The sequence below is a fragment of the Auritidibacter sp. NML130574 genome, assembly GCF_003185725.2.
In the GTDB taxonomy this organism is placed as follows: domain Bacteria; phylum Actinomycetota; class Actinomycetes; order Actinomycetales; family Micrococcaceae; genus Auritidibacter; species Auritidibacter ignavus.
In genome coordinates this window covers 1,880,130-1,901,624 of sequence record NZ_CP031746.1, presented here as the reverse complement: position 1 = coordinate 1,901,624, position 21,495 = coordinate 1,880,130, and the positions used below count along the sequence as shown (strand labels likewise).

Below are 21,495 nucleotides of genomic sequence, written 5' to 3'. Positions count from 1 at the left end.
GAGAGATCATGAGCGCATCAGATAAGTTTGAAAACGCTGCCGAAGACCTGAAGGGCCAGGCTAAAGAAGGCATCGGTAAGGCCACTGGCGACTCCAAGACCCAGAACGAGGGTACTGCCGAGCAGCTGAAGGCCAACGCCAAGGACACCTTCGACAACGCCAAGGATAAGGTGGCCGACGGCTTCTCCTCGGCCAAGGACAAGCTCACCGGTAAGGACAAGTAAGCTGCGGATGCCTGACTTAGTGGCCGTTTCCTCATCGGGGAGACGGCCACAGGTATTTAAGGGAGTGTGAGGTACTGTTTGGTGGCGACGATCAGACCGTCGTGGAGCAGACCGGAGACACAGCGTTCCCACTGGCTGTCATCGGGGCAGTGGGTTCCCAGCTTGCCGGTTGCCGTCACCGCTGACCGTAGCTCGGCGCGGTCAACACTGTCGCGGGCGCGCAACAGACCCATAATGGCGCCACGCACCTGTCGGTCGGTGCCGTGCCAGGTCTGGCCGGTGGGCTGGTAGTCGGGATCGGGTTTTCCCGCTGCGATCCAGGCACATTCGGACAAGACCGGACAGGCTGCGCAGGAGGGCGAACGAGCGGTGCAGACCAGGGCGCCAAGTTCCATCACCGCTTTATTCCACTGATTCGCGGTGCTGGTGTCGTCGGGCATTAGCTGTTGTGCGAGCCGTTTTTCCGTGGCCGTCAATGAGGTGTGGGGTAGCCCTTTGCCGTTGACCAGTCGGGCATGGACGCGACGGATATTGGTATCGATCACGGTTTCAGGGATGCCGAAGGCGAAACTGGAGACTGCGGCGGCAGTGTAGTCACCGATGCCGGGCAGGCTACGTAGCTGTGCTGGGTCGGCCGGTACGGTGCCATGGAAACGTTCCACGAGAGCGGTGGCGGTGGATTGTAAACGTAGCGCCCGTCGTGGATAGCCGAGATTTCCCCAAGCGCGTAGCACCTCGGCGGTGGGTGCTTGAGCAAGGTCGGCGGGGGTGGGCCACCGGTGCATCCACTCGGTCCAGACCGGTAGCACGCGGCCTACGGGGGTCTGTTGGAGCATCACCTCGGAGACGAGCACGCCCCAGGGGGAGCAGTCGGGTCGTCGCCAGGGCAGATCACGACCGTGGTGATCAAACCAGCGGGTGATCTTGTGGTGGAGAGCCGTGGTGTTCATCATCTTCTTTTTCTTGCCTCACTACAGTGGGTGCTATGGCTGAATCCTCCCGTCCGCATCCTCCCCAAGTGTATCGGCGTCGTCGCATCGTGGTGGGAACTATTGTGCTGCTCATCTTGCTGGGACTGGTGGCTTTGGGTGTCTGGATTGGCAGCCTGGTGTTTGGTGGGGATGATGAGCCGCAACAAAGTGCTCCACCCCCTCCGAGCGCGTCTGCATCGGTTAGTGGTTCACCGAGCGGGTCGGCGAGTGCTTCGGCCAGTGCCTCCGGCGATACTCGCGAGTGTCGTTCCGGGGATGTGGCCGTGGAAGCGGTGACCGATCAGGACAGTTACGCGGCCGATGAGGATCCGGTTTTTGAGTTGCGAGTCACCAATACCTCGGATTCGGCGTGTCAGACCAATGTGGGATCCAGTCAGCAGGATTATGTGGTGTCCGAGGTGGCTGATGACGAGACCTCGACGGTGTTTGCGACCTCGTACTGTCAGGTCGAGCCCGATGACCAGGTGGAAACTCTTCAGGCTGGTCAGGCGGTGTCGTCGACGTTTACCTGGGAGCGGATTGCCGCGGATTCGGAGTGCTCTGAGGTGGAGGACGATGTGCCCGATGGCACATACCAGCTGGTGGTCTCTCTCGGTGAGACGAGCTCTTCCCCCGCGACGTTCACCTTGACAGCCGAGGATGACTGATCATCCGGTGGGTGAGGCGCTCATCCCGTTGTCAGAGAGTTGGTGCGGGGCCACCTGCTGACAGGTGGGCATGGCCTGTTCGAATTCGGCGCGGGTCGCGAAAATCATGCCCAGGGCCTCTGGGAGCGTGGAGGCCTGGTAGACCAGGAATCCGGGTTCGGGTTGGAAAACGGTGTTTCGGCTGGCTGGGATGACCGCGCGGTTGAAGCCTAACCGGGTCGCTTCGTTAATGCGACGCTGGATCCCGGGCACGGGGCGGAGTTCGCCGGTGAGCCCGACTTCGCCAAAGGTCACGAGCCCGGGGTCCACAGCCCGGTCGGTCGCCGAGCCGGTCAGCGACGCGGCAACGGCCAAGTCCGAGGCCGGTTCGCTAATGCGGATCCCGCCCACGGTGGAGACATAGACATCCCGTTTGGCAGCGGTGATGCCCATCCGGCGTTCGAGTACCGCGAGCAACATGTTGATCCGAGACGTCTCCATACCCGAGACGGTGCGTCGGCCGGAAGAGGTTTCCGTCTGCGCCAGAAGCGCCTGGATCTCGGTGAGCAGGGGACGATGACCTTCCAGGCTAACGCTCATGGTGGTGCCTGCGATGGTGGAGTGCCAGGAATTGGTAAATAACCCCGAGGGATCGGTCACGGAGGTGATCCCGTGGTCATCGAGCTCGAAGCACCCGACTTCGTCGGTGGAACCATACCGGTTTTTGACCGCCCGGATCATGCGCAACCGGGAGTGCCGGTCCCCTTCAAAAGTGCACACCACATCCACGAGATGCTCCAAGACGCGAGGACCGGCGATCGAGCCCTCTTTGGTGACATGGCCGATCAGGATGGTGGCAATGTTGCGGGTCTTGGCCATATTAATCATCGCAGATGCGACCTCACGGATCTGATTGACCCCTCCAGCGGTGCCGTCAACGTCGGTCGATTCCAATGTTTGCACCGAATCGACAATGACCACGTCTGGGTCGACCGTTTCAACTTGTCCCAGCGCGTGGCCCAAATCTGTTTCTGCGGTGAGATACAGGGTCTCAGAGACCGCAGAAATTCGATCGGCACGCATTCTGACCTGGGCGGTGGATTCTTCGCCCGTAATATAAAGGACCCTGGCCGGGTGGCCATCCGGCCGGGTCATCTGGGTGAGCTGGTGGCCGAGAGTTAGCACCAGCGTAGATTTGCCGATACCGGGTTCACCGGCCAGGAGCACCACACCACCGGCAATCAGGCCACCGCCGAGCACCCGATCCAATTCAGGCAAGCCGGTGGGTTGGTGACGGGCCAGCGTTGCGTCGATATCCGAAATTTTTCGGGCTCGTTGTGCGGTGGAGATCGTACTGACCTGAGTGCGCGGGGTGCTGGTCTCCGCTCCAGATTCCACCACGGTGCCCCAGGCCTGGCACTCACCACAGCGGCCCACCCATTTGGCGGTCATCCACCCGCACTCGGTGCAACGATACGCGGGTTTACGTGTCTTGGAGCTCATAGGGGCAAGCCTACTGGGCCCGAGGGGACAAGATTAGAGCTTGGGCAAAAACTCCGAGGCTTCCCGTTCGGGCACTCCGGTGGCTTGAATGAAATCGACCATCATGGGCCGAGCCAACATCACGAGCGCTTCGGCTTGGAGATCACCGCCGGCTAGGTGGGAAGGCACGAGTCGCTGGGTGGCGGAGACAAAGGCCTCACGGGCGACCGCTAAGGAGCGACGCCTGCCGGGTAGTGCCGGTTCGGAGAGACAACGTCCCATGATCGCGACGGCTTCTGCGGCTTCATCAAACCAGTCGGCTAGTTCCGTGAACTGTTCATCGGTGAGCGAGGATTCATCGATGACGGTGATCAGTCGTCGGGTCACCAATCGCAACGAGCCCAGAGCCAAGTCGGTCTTGGCGGCGGTGTCTTGGGTGCCAGCTAAGAGTTCACGGGAGGTTTTCGCGGTCGGAGAGTAGGTTGCCAACTCTTGGGATGCCCGCAACGATTGGTAGACGGCATTCATCTGGGTTTGGGTATTGCGGGCGGCCACCAGCGTCATCCACGCTTCGCGAGAATCCTGGGCCCTCAGGGCCTTGGAACAATTCTGGAAAATTTCCGTGACCGTAGAGTACAGCGTATTGAAGTCCTTCACCGTGGCTCCGCGAAGATTCTTGGGCATGATCATGGTGACGACCAAGGCAAATACGCCACCGACCACCGCGTCGAGACTACGGGTAAATGGCCCACCCTCTGGTAGCGGTAAGAGCACCACCAACACCGCTTGCAGGGACATCTGGGTGGTGAAAATGACCCCGTTATCCAGAAAGCGGGCAATAATGATTGACACGAAGACCACCAACAGTGCCTGCAGATATCCCTGCCCCAGGAAAATCTGCATCAGATCGCCAATCAAAATGCCCAGGGTGCACCCGATGGCGATCTCCAAGACTTTGCGCAGTCGGGTATCGCCTCCAAAACCGAGCGCGATCAAAGTCGCAGTGGAGGCAAATAACGGGTTGGTGTGACCCAAAACCACGCTCGCGAACGCATAGGCGGCCACCGCAGCAATCGCTGAGGTGGCTGCCGGCATCACGGCGGCCCGGGACCGGGCGAATCCGGCTACCGCGCGACGGCGTAAAAAACGCCCCAGCGACCGCAGAGATTCGGAGAACCGTTCGGGAAGCTGGGACACAGATATCATGGACTCTAGGGTATCGGTATTTCGTGGCCCGGCGATATCACCCACAGCACCCCGTCGGGTGGCCTATCACTAGGGACTATGAGATTAAGACCACGTCCGAAAGCCCATATCTCCGGAATAGTTTACCTATTGTTCACTCAGTTAGATTTCGCATGTAACTTCCGGGCGGTAGCTTGATCGATGGTTCGAGGGTCGCACTCTAACTCTTGTGACCTATGCGTCGCATAGACGCGAATCATCTCGAAACATGTCATCGACTCGAAAGAGGCATAGAAGTGAAGCTTCGTCGTTTTGGCCGCGCAATGGCCGCACTGTCCATTTCCGCCCTCGCTCTGACCGCTTGCGGTGCTGACAACGAAGGCGATAATGAGAACGCTGACAACGGTTCGTCTGAAGAAGGCGACCTGCTGACCATCGGCTCGGGTGAGCTGATCGGTGGTGGCGCTTCCTCGCAGGAATCCGCTATGACCGCTTGGTCAACCGGCATCAACGAGACCAATTCTGACCTGACCGTCAACTACGACCCAGTGGGCTCCGGCTCCGGTCGTGAAGGTTTCCTGAACGGTCAGTACTCGTTCGCTGGCTCCGATGCTGCTATGGATGCTGATGAGCAGGAACAGGCAACGGAGATCTGCGGTGACGCTGGGGTGTTCCACGTTCCGGCCTACATCTCCCCGGTTGCCGTGGCCTTCAACCTGGAGGGCGTCGACACCATCAACATGGACGCTGACACCATCGCCAAGGTCTTCACCGGTGAGATCTCCAACTGGAACGACCAGGAGATCGCTGACCAGAACGAAGGCGTTGACCTTCCTGACACCGCGATCACTGTGGTGCACCGTTCCGATGACTCCGGTACCACCGAGAACTTCACCGAATATCTGGCTGAAGCTTCCGACAGCTGGGACCAGGAGCCCTCCGATGCATGGCCTTCGGACTACACCGGTGAATCCGCTCAGCAGACCTCCGGTGTTGTTGACCTGACCTCCAGCACCGAAGGTGCTATCACCTACGCCGACGCTTCTCAGGTCGGTGACTTGGGTACCGTTGCTGTCGGTGTTGGTGACGAGTATGTGGAGTACTCCCCGGAAGCCGCTGCTAACGCTGCGGAAACCGCTGAGGAAGATCCCGATGCTGAAGGCGCACTCGAACTGGACCGCGAGACCGAAGAGTCCGGTGTGTACCCGATCGTGCTGATCTCCTACCACATCTTCTGCCACGAATACGACAACGAAGACACTGCTAACCAGGCTAAGAACTTCGCTGCCTACGTGGTCTCCGAAGATGGTCAGAACACCGCTGCTGACTCGGCCGGTTCCGCTCCGATCTCCGACGCCACCCGTGATGACGCCATGTCGCGCATCGAAGGCATCGGTGTTCAGGGCTAAGTTCCTGCCTCTCTGAGCGGGTACCGCTGAGAGACATATCTTGAAGTGTGCAGTCGTTGGTGGTTGTCTCAGCCGATGTGTGCCTGGGAAACCAGGGCGCATTGGTACGACAACCGCCGACGACTGCATCATTGTGTGCACCGGAAGCTTGTGATTCTCGTCTCCGCCACCACATATCACTAACCACCACAATTCAGGAGAGGTATCGTGTCCACCACTGCACCTGAGAAAAACCAGGATGGACCGGGCCCAGAGAAGCAGAATGAACCACGAGCCACGAATTCGGGCTCAGTCGCCGGGGATAAGGTCTTCTTTGGGCTTGCTATTGCCGCCGGTATCATCATTCTTCTCGTTCTGGCCTTCGTGGCAACCTTCCTGGTCATTGAAGCCCTGCCGGCTCTGTGGCCTGAAGTTTTCTCTGACCAAGACTCCATTCAAAGCGCTGATAACTTCTGGGAATATGTCTGGCCGTTGATGGCCGGTACCCTGATGGCATCGGCTCTCGCTCTGCTCATCGCCACCCCGATCGGCGTTGGCGTTGCGCTCTACATCTCCCACTACGCACCGCGTCGTATCGCTACCACCGTCGGTTACGTCATCGACCTGCTGGCCGCTATTCCCTCGGTTGTCTACGGTGCCTGGGGCATGACCTTCTTGGCACCGTTGCTGGTTCCCATTTACCAGTGGCTCGACGAGTATCTAGGATTCATCCCGCTGTTCGCCGGTGATGACAATGTGACAACCACCGGTCGTACACTGGCGACCTCCGGTGTTGTGTTGGCGGTGATGATTCTTCCCATCATCTGCTCGCTGTGTCGTGAAATTTTCGTGCAAACCCCGACCTTGCACGAAGAAGCCGCACTGGCTCTCGGTGCGACCCGCTGGGAAATGATCAAGATGACCGTGTTTCCCTTCGCCCGTGCCGGTATCGTCTCCTCGGTCATGCTGGCGCTGGGTCGTGCCCTTGGTGAAACCATGGCCGTGACCATGGTGCTGTCCGCTGGTGGGTTCTCGTGGTCGATGGTCACCTCGGGCAAGAACGCCACCATCCCCTCGGAGATTGCGCTGAACTTCCCCGAGGCCTTCGGAATGCGCCAGAACGAGCTGATCGCCGCCGGTTTGATGCTGTTCATCATCACCCTGATCGTGAACATGACAGCCCGCTGGATCGTCAACCGTCACAAGGAATTCTCGGGAGCTAACTAATGAGTACTACACAATCCCCTGATACCCGAAAGAGAAAGTCCTCGAAAAACGCACTGACGAAGGGTCAGAAGCCGTCGTGGACCTGGCTGGTTGTTGCGGCGGCCGCCCTGGTTGTGGGTGCGGCACTGTCTGCGTTGCTCTTCGAGAACTTTAGCGTAGTCGCGTGGATCATTTTCGCAGCGATCGTGTACGTGATCGCCATGTATTTCACCACCTACTCGTTGGAGAATCGCCGAAAGGCAACCGACGGGTTGTGGACCAACTTGGTGTGGTTGGCCTTCCTCATTGCGCTGGTGCCGCTCATCTCCGTGATCGTTACAGTACTGGGCAACGGTCTGCCAACACTGATCAACAATCCGGAAATCCTGACCAATGACATGAAGGGTGTTGCCGGGGCCGACGATATTGCAGCCGTCGAAGAGGGTGCCTCGATCGCCGGTGGTATTCTCCACGGTCTGGTCGGTACCTTGATGATCACGCTGGCCTCGACGATCATTTCGGTGCCGATCGGTTTGCTGGCTTCGATCTACCTGGTGGAGTACTCCAACGACAACTGGTTCGCATCGTTGATCCGGTTCTTCGTAGACGTGATGACCGGTATCCCCTCGATCGTTGCTGGTCTATTCGCTTTCGCTGGTATGACGCTGTTTATTCAGACCTTTATCTCCCAGTCTCCCTCAGCGTTGCAACAGGCCAAGACCGGTTTCACCGCGGCCATCGCGCTATCGGTGCTGATGATCCCGGTTGTGGTCCGTTCGACCGAAGAGATGCTACGTGTGGTTCCCAACGAGCTACGCGAAGCCTCCTACGCGCTGGGTGTGCGTAAATGGCGCACCATTGTCAAGGTGGTGATCCCCACCGCGATCTCGGGTATTGCTTCGGGTGTCACGCTGGCAATCGCTCGCGTGACCGGTGAGACCGCACCGATCCTGGTGACCGCAGGCCTCGCGACAAATGTCAACTGGAACCTGTTCGATGGCTGGATGACCGCACTGCCGGTCTACATCTACCGCCAGCTGATGAACCCGACGGCTCCGTCCCACTCCGACCCCTCGCACGCTCGTGCGTGGGCCGGCGCGCTGGTGCTGATCGTGATCGTGATGCTGTTGAACCTCATTGCCCGCATTGTTGCCAAGGCCTTCGCCCCGAAGACCAGCAAGTAATACTGACCTTTAGACTCGTAAGTCTTCAAGAGAGGACCACAAACATGGCAAAGCGTCTAGACGCTATCGATGTGAACGTCTACTACGGCGACTTCTTGGCCGTGGAGGGCGTGAACATCAACATTGAACCCCGCTCGGTAACTGCGTTCATCGGCCCTTCCGGTTGCGGTAAGACCACCTTCCTGCGCACCATCAACCGGATGCACGAGGTGCTGCCCGGCGCTCGCGTTGAGGGTGAGATCCTGCTCGATGGCGACAACATCTACGGCAACGGTGTTGACCCGGTGACCGTTCGTACCATGGTTGGTATGGTGTTCCAGCGCCCGAACCCGTTCCCGACCATGTCGATTCGGGAGAATGTGCTGGCCGGTTACAAGCTCAACGGTTCGCGACTGTCCAAGTCCCGCTCCGATGAAATCGTGGAGCGCTCGTTGACCGGTGCGAACCTGTGGAACGAAGTCAAGGACCGTCTTGACCGCCCCGGTTCCGGTCTGTCCGGTGGTCAGCAGCAGCGTCTGTGCATCGCCCGTACCATTGCGGTCGAGCCCGACGTGATCCTGATGGACGAGCCCTGTTCAGCTCTGGATCCGATCTCCACCCTGGCTGTGGAGGATCTGATCAACGAGCTGAAGAGCGACTTCACCGTGGTGATCGTGACCCACAACATGCAGCAGGCTGCTCGTGTGGCTGATAAGACCGCGTTCTTCAACATCCAGGGCACCGGCAAGCCCGGTAAGCTTATCGAATACGATGAGACGAACGTGATCTTCAACAACCCGTCCAATAAGCAGACGGAAGACTACGTCTCTGGTCGCTTCGGCTAGAACGCACTGTGGTTAGTGAGCATCGGCGTCAGGAGGTTTCCTCCTGGCGCCGATGTGCATCCCGCTCCTTTTTCCAGCGACGCAACGCCACAATGGTCAGCACGATGACCACGATCCACGCCACGACCACCAAAGCGCCGTGGAGGAAATCCGGGGTGGCAATAAAGCCCCCGATGGCTGCCAAAGAAACTTGGCCGGGAATCAGCGCGAGCCCGGAGGCCGTGACAAACACGCGCTGACTAATGCCGAAGACCCCGGCTCCATAGTTCACCGGCCAATAGGGGAAGCCGGGCATCAGGCGTAACGTAAACACCGCTTCAAAACCGGCACCATCGAGATGACGTTGAATCGATTCCGCCCGGGACCCCAGCAGTTTCAGCACGGTGGAGCGTCCTAAACCGCGGGCAATCCAGTAGGCGCCCCAACATCCGAGCATCGCGCCAATGATGGACAGGATACTGCCGAGAATTCCGCCGAAGAGTAGCCCTCCGGCCACCGCCATAATGGTGACCGGGATCGGGGTCAGTGCCACGAGGGCGTAGGCGCCGATAAAGATCACGATGGCCGCCCAGCCAAAGGAGGAGATCTGGGCTTGGAGTTCTTCCAGGTCTGGGAGCCGAACGTTGAAGGCCAGCCAGGTCATCACCAGGATGACAACGACCAGGGCGCCGTTTTGGAGCCAGCTTTCCCAGGGCGGACGGTCCGATTGACCGCTGGATTGCTGTGAGGTGTCGTCAGATGCCACAGAGAGTACTCTACGGAATTTCTGGATAGTGCGAGTGGATTCACCCAGAAGAGTTGGAGGATGCCGGGTCGGGAACGCCTCACGGCGCGTGGCCGCTCGAAGCGGCAAAATGTTTGGAGCCCGGGGGTTACCGCGACCCGACATCTAGTTAACATTCTGCCCCTTCGGCCCAAGGGTTGTCCAATACTGCTGTGGTTCTTAGTCCCACAGTGGGGAGAAACCTGCGGTGACCAGTAAGGCGGTGGCGCCACAGAGCACGACCGTCAGGACGTAGTAGATCCCGATGCGACCGGCTTGAGGCCAACGGACCGAATGGTGGCGTTGGTTGTGGCCGGCACCGACAACGGCACCGGCGGTGGTGAGTGAGGATGACAGTGGTAGTTGCAGGCCGAAGGCACCACCGATCAGCAGTGCCGCGGAGGTTAGTGAGGCGATCGAGGAACGCAACGGGTCAATGGTGACCAGACGCTCGGTGAGCGTATGGGCGATACGCCAACCTCCCAGGAAGGTGCCAGCGACCATGCAGACCGCGGTGGCAACGGGAATCCACCACGTGGTGCCCACCTGTAGCCCAGCCAGGGGGAGAGCCACCACTGTGATGGCGTAGATCCGGGCTCCGTATTGGATCCCGTGACCCAGTGCGTTGGCCGCGCCGGTGACCGCCAGAGTCATCCGTGCGCGGGGATTGACGGTGGACGGATTCACGTCGCGGGCCAACCATAAGGCCGGAAACGTCAGTACCCAGGCCAAGAGGCCACCGGCCAGCGGTGAAGCAACCAGTGAGACTAGTAACGCCCAGGTGGTCGGTCCCATGGCTAACCAGGGGATGTCATGGTTGCCGGTGAGCACCATGGCGACACCGGCGCCGAGGAGTCCGGCGGTGAGTGCGTGGGATGAGGAGGATGGGACGCCACGAGACCAGGTCAAAATGCCCCACGCTAAAGCGGTCGCCAGTGCAGCGGCAATGCCGAGCAACCCCAGCGGGCCTTCGGGGAAGTGGACACAGAATTCTTCCACCGCGAAGTCGATCAGTAAGGCCCCGAGAATCACGCCGATGACACGCATCGCTGCGGTGAGTAGTAGCGCACGGAAGGGGGTTAGGGCCCCGGAGCGTACCGGCAGGGCAATGGCATTGGAATTGTCGTGGCCGGAGAGCATGACCAGGAAACTCGCACCCAGTAGGGACACGAGGATGAGAAAGAAAACGGTATCGGGACTCAAGGGTTTAGGACTCCCGAACCAAAACTTGGCCGAGTGCGACGATGACCTGACGCACTGCTTCGAAGGCATCGCCCAGTCCCAGGGCTACTTCGCGTTGACGGTAGTAATGCCGCGCCAGCAATTCGGAGGCATCTTGGAGTCGCCAGCTCAGTAGCACTCGTTCGGCACGGTGGCCGAGGCGCTCCAGTTGAATCCAGGTGACCTCGAGCTGATCAAAATCCGTCAGTTGTGCCATGGCTGCTTTGAGCAAGTCGGATTGGCGGTCCAAGATTTCGAGGACATCCATGACGGCGGTCGGCAGACGGTAGGACCGCGACTGATGAATGATCGATCCAACCAGGCAGGTGCGTTCGATGGCTCTGTTGAGGCCGTTAGAGATCAGGTACAGGTCTTGGCGGGGCAACGGTGTGACGAACGCGGAGCGCAAGCTGGTCAACAGGGCCATATGAAGGGAGGTGGCCCGTGAGTCGAGGGCTCCGAGCTGGGTATCGAGCTCTTCGGCGGCGTCGTGGCTGGCCCCGAAGAGCTGAGCTAATACATCCACCGACTGTTCAAAGGCGTCGGCCATGGACTCGAGATGGTCCAGTGCCGCGGATTGAGGAGAGAGCAGTCGAGTGAGAGAAGGCTTCATGTCGGCTGAGGATACCCTGTGAAGGTAAACAAGCTTATTGTGAGGCGGTCATGACGCTACGAGCGGTCATCATCGTCGAAGGCGCCGGCTCGATACAGTGAGGCCGAGGCGTCGAGTTGTTCGGCGGTGGTGAGCATTCTGCGTGAGCGTTGCACCATGGCTCGGGCCTGGGCCGGGTGACCGGCGTCCAGATGCTCGGCGTGGTGTGCCATGCCCAAACTAATAATGCGCGCGTAGGCGGCCGCACGGTTGAGAGCGACGGCAAAGTCGCCGGAATACACCCCGGTCAAAATCTGGGAGGTCAGCGTCGACAGATCCTGGGCGGTGGGTGGTTCCACGGCACCGGCAATCACCCGGGAGACCTGGGCCTGATAGCCCGCGCGGTACCAGGCGGCCCATTGTTCCCCGTGTTGCTGGGTGCCTTGCTGCAGAGCATAGAGTCGCCACAGTGTGCCACCCAGGGTATGAGCCGGAGCATCCGACCAGAGCTGGGCCAGGGTATCCATGCCCACCTCATCGACGAGATCCACCAGTTTCTCCACTGACTGGTCGTCGTCGGCGTCCGTGTCTTGCCCGCCGGTCACCAGCGCGTGGGCGAGGGACTCGGCGGCTTCAGCCACCTGTTCGGCATCCGGGCCACTGTGAATCTGGTCAAATATCTCTGGCGAATACAACACGGGTTTATGGAATGACACCGTAGCGATCCATCCTTTCGATCAGATTGACGAAACTATCGGAGGGCAGTCAGGGGCCTTGCCGAGAGTGCAACGCCGAAACCAGTTTAAAACTTCCAGACACTTTGCGTTAGACTATTCTTCGGTCTTATCCAAGACCCGGGCCTTTAGCTCAGTTGGTAGAGCATCGGACTTTTAATCCGCAGGTCGAGGGTTCGATCCCCTCAGGGCCCACCAACCTCGGCACCGAATGCCACAACAAGAGGGGTGGCTCCCCGGAACCGCATGTCCTCAGCAAACTCAGGCACCGTAACCGGCATGCTTGGGAGTGAAGTGGCCCGCCAGTGACGAATGATGGGTACCCTAAAACCCGTCAAAATACACCGCATAGTGGGAGGCGCACCCCGGGTTGAACAGCGACCCACAGTCCGGACACCGGCTGGCTTCGGTATATTGCGCGACGGTCATCAGCTTCGCGCAGACACCGCACAGTACGGCAGGTTCGTCGAAACGGTTGCGCGGCCACGGTTGCCGGGCGTGATCAACGGTGTCGTCGTGGCACTGGAAGCACGGCCAGAAGGCCTCGTCGCAGCACCCGAAGCGTAGTGCGATGATGTCGAGGTCGGTGTGATAGTGCACGCACCGGGTTTGTTCGTCGACCATCGGACCGCGGACGTGCTCACGGGGATCACAGGTCATGTTCTGACCCTAGGGGCGAGACTCTTGCAGGGTCAACGTGCCAGCGGGTAAATCTTGTGAGCATGACCAACTCGCCCCAGTCTGTGACGGTGTTCTTTCCGGTGGTCGTCTCCGGTGTCGCTCGACTCAGTCCGTCGTTTGTGCGCGTTAGTTTCAGCGCTGATACGGATCCGAGGGCACTGGCCGGGGGGTATCGGCTAGCCGAGTATGGCGACCCCGGTTTTGACCAGCGGATCAAGATTTTCTTCCCGCAAGAAGGGGTGGCAGATCCCCGGGAGTCCTTGGCAACGATTCCCACCGGCGAGGGGTGGTTTGCCGCCTGGCGCCACCTTGATCCGGACCATCGTCCGACGATGCGCACCTACACCACCCGTGCGGTCCACCGCGATGCCACCACGGGTGAGGTCGTGGTGGATGTGGACATGGTCTATCACGATCCGCTCGGGCCAGCCGCCCGCTGGGTCCGTGACGTGGCGGTGGGGGACCCGGTGGTATTGCTGGGGCCGAATACCGATCACCCGGGGCCATTGACCGGCATGGATTTTGTGCCGCCGGCCCAAACCGACCGGTATCTGATCGCCGGGGATGAGACCGCGGTTCCGGCCATTGCTCGCATTCTGGAGGACCTGCCGTCTTACGCGCGCGGTACTGTCGTGGTGCAGGTCCCGCATCCCGAGGATGCGGGTTGTGTAACCTGTCACCCCGGATTTCAGGTGCACCTCGTCACTGTGGCGGAAGAGCAACCGGCTGGGTCTTCGCTGTCTGATAAGACGGTGGCGGTAGCTCGCGAGCTGGTAGAGCAGATCGGGGACCGGACGGCGGTGGAACTGACCACTTCAGACCTCGTTGACGACGCGGACGAGCTCACTGGTGATGAGCCGGTGGTATGGGTGGTACCGCGTACCGCCAGGGGTGGGGCGGCGCTGAAATATACCCCACTCTACGTCTGGTTGGCCGGTGAAGCCGGCACCATCACCACGATCAGACGTCAGCTGGTCACTGAGCTGGGCATTGACCGACGTTCGGTGGCCTTTATGGGCTATTGGCGTCGCGGACGAGCGGAGAGTTGAGCCTGCTAGACAAAGTTGACCAACAGCACGTAGCTGATGGTCCCGCACGCGATCGAGATCAGGGTCTTACGCCCAAAAAGCAGGTGGGAGGCCACCGTTACCCCAGCTGCGATGGTGGGTTTCCACCAGCGCGCCGGGTCATCGGTGATGGTTCCGGTGAAGATGGACAAGGCCAGAATCAGCAGGATTCCGGCCGGCATCCACAGGGCCATGATCGCCACCAGCTGGGAATTGCGCAGTGGCCTCAGCAATGCGAAAGGCAGCGCTCGCAGGGTGAACGTGATCGCCAAGATCACCACGAGGAGCCCGATGAGGTATCCGGCCGGTGGCATCGCCTCGCCGGTAAGGAGGTTACTGGCTAACAAAGCGGTCACCTCGTCGGGTTTTTTCCACTAGGTAGCGGATGATCAGTAGCACCATGAACGTGATCAGAGCCGTGAATAGCATCTGGTCGGGGGTGATCAGCATCGCGACGGCGAAGGAGGTCCCGGCCAGTAACAGTGAGGGCACCTGGGCGGTGGAGCGCACCGCATCCAAGGTGAGCGTGATGAACAGCGCACACAGCGCGAAGTCGAGCCCGGCGATCTGGCCCGGAATCAGAGCACCCAACAGGGCTCCGGTGAGCCCACCGACAACCCAATAGATCTGCAGGCATACTTCCAGAGCGATCAGTCGTGGCCCGGTCCATCCGGTGGGATGGGCGACGGTGATGGCGTAGGCCTCATCGGTCATCGCATACATGGCATAGATCTTGGCCACCGGATTTTTCACCACGTGCAGTGGGAAGGAAAAGGCGTAGAACACGTGCCGAAAGTTGACGAACAGGGTGGTCAGCCCCACGGTGAGCAGTGCGGTGGTGTTGACCAGCATCTCGATCATGAGAAATTCCAGCGACCCGGCGTATCCGGTCAGCGACAGCGCGGGGGCGACCCAGGCAGCCAGACCGGATTGGGTCACGAGTAACCCGAAGGCCATGCCCAGCGGAAACAGGCCGAAGCCAACCGCCACCGAGAGTCGGGCACCCTGGATGATCTCGGCCCCGGTGCTCGGGTTCGAGTCAGTGGATTCGTGGCCGGTGGTGCTCATTCCAATATCGTGTCACATTGACCACATCCGATACCACCGTTCCCGGGTAGGCAAGGGGACATAATAGGTCATCTAGCGGGGTGGTTTCGCGCTCGTGCGAGGGCTTCGATAGATTCGAGACGCACCTATGACGCCGCAGGCTCACACCGAAGGAGGAAATCGACCGTGCCCGTCTCCCCACGCAATGACGCTGTTCGTCCCTCGGGGATCCTCATGGTGTTGGGGTCGTGCTCCTCCCTGCAGTTCGGTGCCACCGTGGCGATGCAACTGTTCCCTGCGATCGGCTCCTGGGGCACGACCACCCTTCGCTTGACGCTGGCCTGTGTCATTCTGTTACTGGTCTTGCGCCCTCGGTTCTGGGGGTGGACGAAGACCCAGTGGACCTCGGTGATCTGGTTTGGGCTCGCCCTAGGCGGGATGAACGGCTTCTTTTACTCCGCGATCGATAAAATCCCGCTGGGTGTGGCCGTGGCCTTGGAATTCACCGGCCCCCTGGTGCTGTCAGCCATCATGTCGCGGGCCCGCCGCGACTTGATCTTTGTTGGTGCCGCAGCCTTGGGCATGGTGCTGCTCGGGGTGGAGTCCAGTCTTGGGGCGGCAAGCTTCGACCCGCTCGGGGTGGCCTTCGCGTTGATCGCCGGTGGATTCTGGGCGTTTTACATTATTTTCTCGGCCCGCACCGGCCAACTGGTGCCCGGTGGCGGAGGCCTGGCCGTGGCGATGGGGATCGGTGCGCTGGTGGTGTTGATTCCGGGTGCGCCCGGAGTCGCCGAAACCGCGGTTCGCCCGGAGCTGTGGCTGTTGGTGCTCGGTACGGCACTGTTGTCTTCGGTGGTGCCCTATTCGCTGGAATTGGCCGCCCTGCGGCGGATTCCGACGCCGGTGTTCTCGATCTTGCTGAGCCTGGAGCCGGTGGTGGCTGCGGTGATCGGTTGGTTCATGCTGGACCAAACCTTCGGCTGGTTGCGCGCGGCTGCCTTTGGTCTGGTGATTGTGGCTAGTGCAGGCATTACGCGCAGTCAGGCCCGGCCCCGCCCGGAGTCCTTCGATGAGGAGAAACCGGTATCGCGCCATCGCGGTGGTGAAACAGCCTAGACTAGTGCTGGAGTATGCCGTGACTGTGCCCATCGAAAGATCGTTATGACTGCCACTTTGCCACCTGCCCGCTACCGTCGCGGCGCTGTGTGGGTACTGGTGGCCGTGATGACGCTGTTCACGGTGGTGCTTTCTGCCTGCGGGGTTAGTGTTGAATCCCAGCTGGAGTATCGTCAGGACGGGAGCGGTCAGCGCATCCTCCAGGTCGAGATTCCGGACGAGGTGTTTGACGAGACCGACCCGAATCAACGACAGGTCATCAAAGATAGTATTGAGACCCATCGCCCCGACCCGCTGATCTTTGACGGGATTGCCCACAACCCTGGCACGAGCGCGGTGGCAGAATTCCGCCTGGATTTCGCTTCCCTGGATGACTATCAAGGCCAGGTCAATCAGCTCCTGCACGCCTCTGACTACGCCGGTAGCACCGAGATCGAGGCCGAGATCTCTCACGGCACGCTCACCGACACCTGGGACATCAACGAGCCCTTTACGGTTGCGGATCTGCTTGGCTGGCTACCGGCTGGGCTGGAAGCCGATGGCGTGGTGACCGGCTCGCAACGCCAACAACTCGCCGACGGGTTGCAAAATGGGGCCACCAATGAGCTGGTGATCAACGGGGAGCAGTACGCTTCCGAGGATGACCAACGCCTGCAGGTCAGCGGGGAAGAGTCCTTCGGCTATGACCGGGTCGAGGTGGATCTGACGGTGACCGAATCCGGACCCATCGTCGGTGAGATCCGGCTACACGGTGGCTCCGGGGGAGAAACCGGCGACCAGCGACGCGCTGAGTTCCTCGACCAAGCGCCCGAGCGGCTCGCCATGGACGGGGTCTCTGATGTGCATCTCGAACACGGCCACGACCAGCTACGTTTCACCGCCGCGGACTTGTCGACCGCCGGTGAGTTGGTGGCACAGTTCGTGGGTAACGCCGAACTGGGTCTGCAGGTCAGCGACCAGGCAGTGGATGACAACCATTCCGAATTCACCGTGACCGGCCAGAATATCCAGTGCGGTAGTACGTGTCAGGCCTCCGAGAACGCGGTGACGTTCTCGCTACGGCTACCGGCCGACTACCGGCTACAGTCCGATACCTCCACCTCAGCCAGCAGCACCGAGCTGTCGGGAGACTTTACCCAGGTCTATCTGCGGGAACGCATCGTGGAATCCCTCCACGTGGAGACCTCACTGGGCATGACCGGGTCGGTGGACCAACGCTACGAGCTCACCTTGGTCGAGGACCCCAGCGACTCCGGGGTCCAACACCTGAAAGACGCCCTGGAAGCCGTGGCGCTGGACGAAGAACACCGACACGGCCAGACCCTGCTGAGCTTTAGCCTCGCCGGATCCGACGCCGCACAGCTGTCGGAACGGCTCGAAGAGATTGCCCCGGGTGCCCACCTGTCCCGCCAGAACGACGCCGGGCTGATATGGCCCAACTACACGCTGCGCGCAGACCTCTGCCCACTACTGGGCAGCATTCCGGCCGGGGTTGAGCAACCAGTGACCCACACGGTGCGCCTGCCGTGGATGCACCGTAGCGTGACCGTTGATGACCAGGGGTCCGAACAGGGGGCCGAGATCGAGCTGACCGGTGACCAGGCGCTGACCTTCACCGCCGGACTGACCGGCCCCACGGTTCTGGGGGCGACGTTGCTGGTGGTGATTGCGATCCTGGTGCTGGTGGTGGCGATTCTGCCACTGATCATCACCACCATCCGGTCACGTCGCGCCCGCCGAGCGGCCGAAACCCGCCCCATGGTGGATCCTGGTCCACCGCTGATGGCAACAGCGAATACGACCGGGCCGACCAATGCAGGTATCACCACACCGTTCGTGCAACGGCCCTATCCGGACGAACAATATCCCGACACTTCACTACCCGACCCCGCGCGGCTCGAGCAGTTCGACGATGAGAAGGGCGACGATCGTGGCTAAGTCTCCGCAGTTGGTGCCGGAAGCACTCGAAACTCCCGGCGAGCTCACCTCCCGCCGGCCACTGAAGGACCCCGCAGTGATCATCGCGATCATCACCGTCGCACTCGCGGTGCTGGCCGGCGTGAGCCAGCTGATGGCCGAAGTCACCGCAGCGTCCGGGTGGAACGTGGCCAGCATCGTGGCCTCGGTGGCCGGCATCCTGCTGGCCGCGACCCGTTTTGCGGTCTCAGCTGCCGCCCATGGTGTGGTGGGGCGACTTACCGACGATGTGCTGGCAGCCCTGGCGGTCATCCTCTGCGCTGCCGCCGGTGAGCCGGTGGGTGCGGTCTGGCTGACTGCCGGCTATTTGGTGGTCCGGACCTTTCTCTTACGTCGGTGGGACCACGTGCTGGTGCACTTCCAACGCCTTGCGGACCTTGAATCCCCGGGTCCGGATCACACGGTGGTCACTCGGGCACAGCTTAAACGTTCCCGCGTGGTGCGACGAGTCGACCGATGGGCCGAACGCGCCCGTCGGGTGGCCGTGATGTTGGCAGTCGTCATCGTGCTGTGGGGATTCTGGATTGAACACCCCACCTTTTGGGCTCCGGTGGCCAGCGTCGTGCTCCTGGTGCTGTCCCCGGCGGCGATCACCGCTGCCAGCTGGCTTCCCGCCCTGACCTTCATGGCCCGGGCCGCCGAAGCCGAGGTCCTGGTTCGCTATCAGGCGGCCGTGACCTCGCTGGCCACCATCCGTAACCTGGGGTTGGATAAAACCGGTGCGCTGACCTCACTGGAACCCACCGTGGTGGAGGTTGTCGGCTCCGAGCGGGCCGTGGCGGACCGAGTGCTGGCGCTGGCTGCCGCGGTGGAACAACACTCCGTGCACCCCCGCGGTGCCAGCATCGTGACCCACTTCCGTCAGACCAGCTCTGCTCTACCCAGCACCGCCCAGCCCGAGCTCTGGCCGGCTACAGAAGTGGTCGAGCACCCCGGTCGCAGTATTGCCGGGAGCGTGACCACCCCGGAGGGCTCCTCAGTTTTTGTTCAGATCTCCTCACCACGCTGGGTGCGCGCCGGCGCGCTCGGGACCGAGATCGACCGACTGCAACACGCCAATTACACCGTCGCGGTGGTCTCGGCCGACCAACGCCCGATCGGGGTGATCGCCCTGACCGACACGTTGCGCGAGGACGTACCGGAAACTGTGGCCGAACTGCACGAGCTGGGCTGTCAGCTCACGGTGCTCACCGCCGATAACCAACGGGCGGCCCAACAACTGGCCAGTGCCGCCGGAATCACCGACGTTCGTGCCCAGCAACGCCCCGAAGAAAAAGCCGTCACGATTGCGGCCCTGCGCGAACACGCCCGCACCGGGATGATCGCAGCGTCGGTGACCGATGCGCCGGCCCTGCGGGCAGCCGAAGTAGGACTCGATGTCGCCACCGACCCGATTCGCCCCGATCCCCACGCCCCGGTGTCTGAGGGCATTGATATTCACCTGGGGCCCAGCAACCTGCGATTGGTCCCCACCCTGATCCGCATGGCGCGCGCCATCCATCAACGGACCCTGCGGAATCTCACTGCGACGATCGTGGGTGCGGCGCTGTGTCTACTGGGGGCCGTGAGCGGGTTGGTGCCACTTCCGGTGATCACGGTGGTCTATGTGGCATATTCCGTCTGGGTCTCGCGTCGTAGCTTAAAGATCACAAATTGGTCACAATATTCCGGAACCACAAGACGCTAAAGAAGTGTTGTGGATCATAATAGGTGTATCGAGGGTCAGTGCATCGGCGTGACAGTGCCCCAGGTATCTCGTACTGCCAAATTACCTGAATTGTCACAGGATTAACGGCAGGTCACAACTTCATCACTGCCCCTTGCACGCTCCTGGTGGGTCCGTAGACTGAAATGGTGCCTACCCATCACGCCACCAAACTCGGCAGAGTCATCAGCGCCGCTGTCGTAGCGGCTGGGCTGACTCTGTCTGTTGGCGTGCCCGCGTCCGCGTACTATCAGACGCTCGAGGCCGAAGATCTAGGTACCGGATATGTTCCGGCCCAGGATTCCTCCGATGTGCGGGTGGCAACCTTTGATGTGAATCTGGTGGGCTCCTCCTCGGGTGAGCTCACCGAACGGCTGTCCACGCCCGGGGATCGGGATGCCTCCCAGGTGGCTCAGATTATTCAGCGAGTCCGCCCCGAAGTCATAGTCGTGACCGGTTTTGATACCGATGCCGATCAGGCCAATGCGGAGGCCTTTAGTACCAATTATCTCGCAGTGGGCTCCGGCGAGTACGATGGCATCGACTACCCCTATAGCTATGCCGGGCCGGTGAACTCCGGCGTAGACTCGGGCGCAGATTTGGATCAGGACGGCATTATTGGTGGCCCCGGCGACGCGTTGGGCTATGGTGAGTACCCCGGCCAGGGCGGGATGGTCATCTACTCTCAGTACCCGATCGACACCGACAATATTCGCACGTTTAATAACTTGTCTTGGACTGAGGTTCCCGACTCGAAAATTGCTCAGACCGGTTACACCGAGAACGAAAAAGATCTCGTGCCCTTAACATCGGTGGGCGCCTGGGATGTGCCGGTCAGTGTGCACGGGCGTACATTGCACGTGCTAGCCTCGGCCAGCGCCGATGCCAGTCGCTCCGAGACGCATGCCTACCGTCAGGACGATCAGATCAACTTCTGGGCTGATTACGTCGGCGACGAAGAGCCCGTTGAGCAAGCTGATGGTGCCAACGACGGTGCTGGTGCAGACGATCAGGACTACATCACCGACGATGAGGGAACCTCCGGTGGGCTCGATGACGGCGCGCGCTTCGTGGTGGCCGGTCAGCTGACCCCCGGAACTGCAGAGTCTCGAGCCGAAGATTCTGAGACGATGTCCCAGTTGCTGGACGTCGACCGTGTGACGGACCCGGAACCCACCTCCTCCCGGGATTCCCAACAGGCCACCGAAGATGTCGCCACGCACACGTGGTTGAATCCGGACCCTGCGCCGGGCGATCCCCGATCGGCACGCACCGATTACATTCTGCCTTCGGAAGAACTCCCCGTGACAAATTCCGGCGTCTACTGGCCGGCCTCCGGGCAGGACGGGGCTGAACTGGTCGGTGGTACCGCCTCGTTGTCCGGTCTGCTCTCGAAACTGTCCCGTCAGCCGGCAGCCACCGATCATCGCCTCGTCTGGGCCGATATCAACCCCCAGCCCTAGTTTTCACCGTTACCGACA

Annotated in this window: 21 protein-coding genes and 1 tRNA gene; 12 read left to right on the top strand and 10 right to left on the bottom strand. The window is 60.9% G+C overall.

Annotation, left to right across the window (positions count from 1 at the left end; genetic code table 11):
- Positions 1 to 8: 8 nt before the first annotated feature.
- Complete coding sequence (locus tag DCC27_RS08595; protein WP_110099966.1) at positions 9 to 224, top strand: CsbD family protein; 216 nt, start codon at positions 9 to 11, stop codon at positions 222 to 224.
- Between the two features lie 56 nt (positions 225 to 280).
- On the opposite strand, the gene DCC27_RS08590 is transcribed toward DCC27_RS08595, so the two are convergent.
- The gene (locus DCC27_RS08590; protein ID WP_110110537.1) at positions 281 to 1,177 is read right to left on the bottom strand and encodes an A/G-specific adenine glycosylase; all 897 of its coding nucleotides are present in this window, start codon (positions 1,175 to 1,177) and stop codon (positions 281 to 283) included.
- Between the two features lie 32 nt (positions 1,178 to 1,209).
- Here DCC27_RS08590 and DCC27_RS08585 point away from each other — a divergent pair, with 32 nt between their 5' ends.
- The gene (locus tag DCC27_RS08585) at positions 1,210 to 1,863 is read left to right on the top strand and encodes a hypothetical protein (RefSeq protein ID WP_110110536.1); all 654 of its coding nucleotides are present in this window, start codon (positions 1,210 to 1,212) and stop codon (positions 1,861 to 1,863) included.
- Here DCC27_RS08585 and radA read toward each other — a convergent pair whose 3' ends face one another.
- Positions 1,864 to 3,345: a DNA repair protein RadA gene (gene radA / locus DCC27_RS08580; RefSeq protein WP_110110535.1), complete on the bottom strand. Its 1,482-nt coding sequence runs from the start codon at positions 3,343 to 3,345 to the stop codon at positions 1,864 to 1,866.
- A 33-nt stretch (positions 3,346 to 3,378) separates the two neighbouring features.
- A complete protein-coding gene (locus DCC27_RS08575; protein WP_110110553.1) occupies positions 3,379 to 4,530 on the bottom strand; it encodes an aromatic acid exporter family protein in 1,152 nt (383 codons plus the stop codon).
- Positions 4,531 to 4,805: 275 nt separating this feature from the next.
- On the opposite strand from DCC27_RS08575, the gene DCC27_RS08570 reads away from it, so the two are divergent.
- The 4 genes from DCC27_RS08570 to pstB all read left to right on the top strand — a co-directional run bounded on the left by DCC27_RS08570 (position 4,806) and on the right by pstB (position 9,111).
- Positions 4,806 to 5,918: a phosphate ABC transporter substrate-binding protein PstS gene (locus tag DCC27_RS08570; RefSeq protein WP_110099971.1), complete on the top strand. Its 1,113-nt coding sequence runs from the start codon at positions 4,806 to 4,808 to the stop codon at positions 5,916 to 5,918.
- Positions 5,919 to 6,122: 204 nt separating this feature from the next.
- Positions 6,123 to 7,124: a phosphate ABC transporter permease subunit PstC gene (gene pstC / locus DCC27_RS08565; RefSeq protein ID WP_369860306.1), complete on the top strand. Its 1,002-nt coding sequence runs from the start codon at positions 6,123 to 6,125 to the stop codon at positions 7,122 to 7,124.
- Positions 7,124 to 8,287 carry a phosphate ABC transporter permease PstA gene (pstA, locus tag DCC27_RS08560; protein ID WP_110099973.1) on the top strand — a complete coding sequence of 388 codons (1,164 nt, stop codon included), beginning with the start codon at positions 7,124 to 7,126 and terminating at the stop codon, positions 8,285 to 8,287. The genes pstC and pstA overlap by 1 nt, the downstream gene beginning before the upstream one ends.
- Positions 8,288 to 8,331: 44 nt before the next feature.
- Positions 8,332 to 9,111: a phosphate ABC transporter ATP-binding protein PstB gene (pstB, locus tag DCC27_RS08555; protein ID WP_110099974.1), complete on the top strand. Its 780-nt coding sequence runs from the start codon at positions 8,332 to 8,334 to the stop codon at positions 9,109 to 9,111.
- A 28-nt stretch (positions 9,112 to 9,139) separates the two neighbouring features.
- On the opposite strand, the gene DCC27_RS08550 is transcribed toward pstB, so the two are convergent.
- The 4 genes from DCC27_RS08550 to DCC27_RS08535 all read right to left on the bottom strand — a co-directional run bounded on the left by DCC27_RS08550 (position 9,140) and on the right by DCC27_RS08535 (position 12,403).
- Positions 9,140 to 9,856 (bottom strand): TVP38/TMEM64 family protein, encoded by a 717-nt coding sequence (locus DCC27_RS08550; RefSeq protein WP_233242770.1) that lies wholly within the window; start codon positions 9,854 to 9,856, stop codon positions 9,140 to 9,142.
- A 198-nt stretch (positions 9,857 to 10,054) separates the two neighbouring features.
- Positions 10,055 to 11,077: an inorganic phosphate transporter gene (locus tag DCC27_RS08545; protein WP_168186109.1), complete on the bottom strand. Its 1,023-nt coding sequence runs from the start codon at positions 11,075 to 11,077 to the stop codon at positions 10,055 to 10,057.
- 4 nt (positions 11,078 to 11,081) lie between these two features.
- Positions 11,082 to 11,708: a hypothetical protein gene (locus DCC27_RS08540; protein WP_148707526.1), complete on the bottom strand. Its 627-nt coding sequence runs from the start codon at positions 11,706 to 11,708 to the stop codon at positions 11,082 to 11,084.
- A gap of 56 nt (positions 11,709 to 11,764) precedes the next feature.
- A complete protein-coding gene (locus DCC27_RS08535) occupies positions 11,765 to 12,403 on the bottom strand; it encodes a hypothetical protein (RefSeq protein WP_233242769.1) in 639 nt (212 codons plus the stop codon).
- Positions 12,404 to 12,543: 140 nt separating this feature from the next.
- Between DCC27_RS08535 and DCC27_RS08530 the strand changes: the two genes are divergently transcribed.
- Positions 12,544 to 12,619 (top strand) — tRNA-Lys (locus tag DCC27_RS08530).
- Between the two features lie 126 nt (positions 12,620 to 12,745).
- Here the strand turns inward: DCC27_RS08530 and DCC27_RS08525 are convergent.
- Positions 12,746 to 13,081 carry a CHY zinc finger protein gene (locus DCC27_RS08525; RefSeq protein ID WP_110099978.1) on the bottom strand — a complete coding sequence of 112 codons (336 nt, stop codon included), beginning with the start codon at positions 13,079 to 13,081 and terminating at the stop codon, positions 12,746 to 12,748.
- A 62-nt stretch (positions 13,082 to 13,143) separates the two neighbouring features.
- Between DCC27_RS08525 and DCC27_RS08520 the strand changes: the two genes are divergently transcribed.
- Complete coding sequence (locus tag DCC27_RS08520; protein WP_110101556.1) at positions 13,144 to 14,151, top strand: siderophore-interacting protein; 1,008 nt, start codon at positions 13,144 to 13,146, stop codon at positions 14,149 to 14,151.
- Positions 14,152 to 14,156: 5 nt separating this feature from the next.
- Here the strand turns inward: DCC27_RS08520 and DCC27_RS08515 are convergent, their stop codons facing one another.
- Together DCC27_RS08515 and DCC27_RS08510 are read right to left on the bottom strand one after the other, a co-directional pair.
- Complete coding sequence (locus DCC27_RS08515) at positions 14,157 to 14,525, bottom strand: branched-chain amino acid transporter permease (RefSeq protein WP_233492075.1); 369 nt, start codon at positions 14,523 to 14,525, stop codon at positions 14,157 to 14,159.
- Positions 14,503 to 15,237 (bottom strand): AzlC family ABC transporter permease, encoded by a 735-nt coding sequence (locus tag DCC27_RS08510; protein ID WP_110110532.1) that lies wholly within the window; start codon positions 15,235 to 15,237, stop codon positions 14,503 to 14,505. Before DCC27_RS08510 ends, DCC27_RS08515 begins: the two co-directional genes overlap by 23 nt.
- 165 nt (positions 15,238 to 15,402) lie before the next feature.
- Here DCC27_RS08510 and DCC27_RS08505 point away from each other — a divergent pair, with 165 nt between their 5' ends.
- The 4 genes from DCC27_RS08505 (at position 15,403) to DCC27_RS08490 (ending at position 21,477) form a co-directional block, all read left to right on the top strand.
- Positions 15,403 to 16,332 carry a DMT family transporter gene (locus DCC27_RS08505; RefSeq protein WP_246840072.1) on the top strand — a complete coding sequence of 310 codons (930 nt, stop codon included), beginning with the start codon at positions 15,403 to 15,405 and terminating at the stop codon, positions 16,330 to 16,332.
- A gap of 45 nt (positions 16,333 to 16,377) precedes the next feature.
- On the top strand, positions 16,378 to 18,270 hold the full coding sequence (locus tag DCC27_RS08500; RefSeq protein WP_110110531.1) for a hypothetical protein: 1,893 nt from the start codon (positions 16,378 to 16,380) through the stop codon (positions 18,268 to 18,270).
- Positions 18,263 to 19,996 carry an HAD-IC family P-type ATPase gene (locus DCC27_RS08495; RefSeq protein WP_110110530.1) on the top strand — a complete coding sequence of 578 codons (1,734 nt, stop codon included), beginning with the start codon at positions 18,263 to 18,265 and terminating at the stop codon, positions 19,994 to 19,996. The genes DCC27_RS08500 and DCC27_RS08495 overlap by 8 nt, the downstream gene beginning before the upstream one ends.
- A 164-nt stretch (positions 19,997 to 20,160) precedes the next feature.
- Positions 20,161 to 21,477: an endonuclease/exonuclease/phosphatase family protein gene (locus DCC27_RS08490; RefSeq protein WP_110110529.1), complete on the top strand. Its 1,317-nt coding sequence runs from the start codon at positions 20,161 to 20,163 to the stop codon at positions 21,475 to 21,477.
- The last annotated feature ends 18 nt before the right edge of the window (positions 21,478 to 21,495 follow it).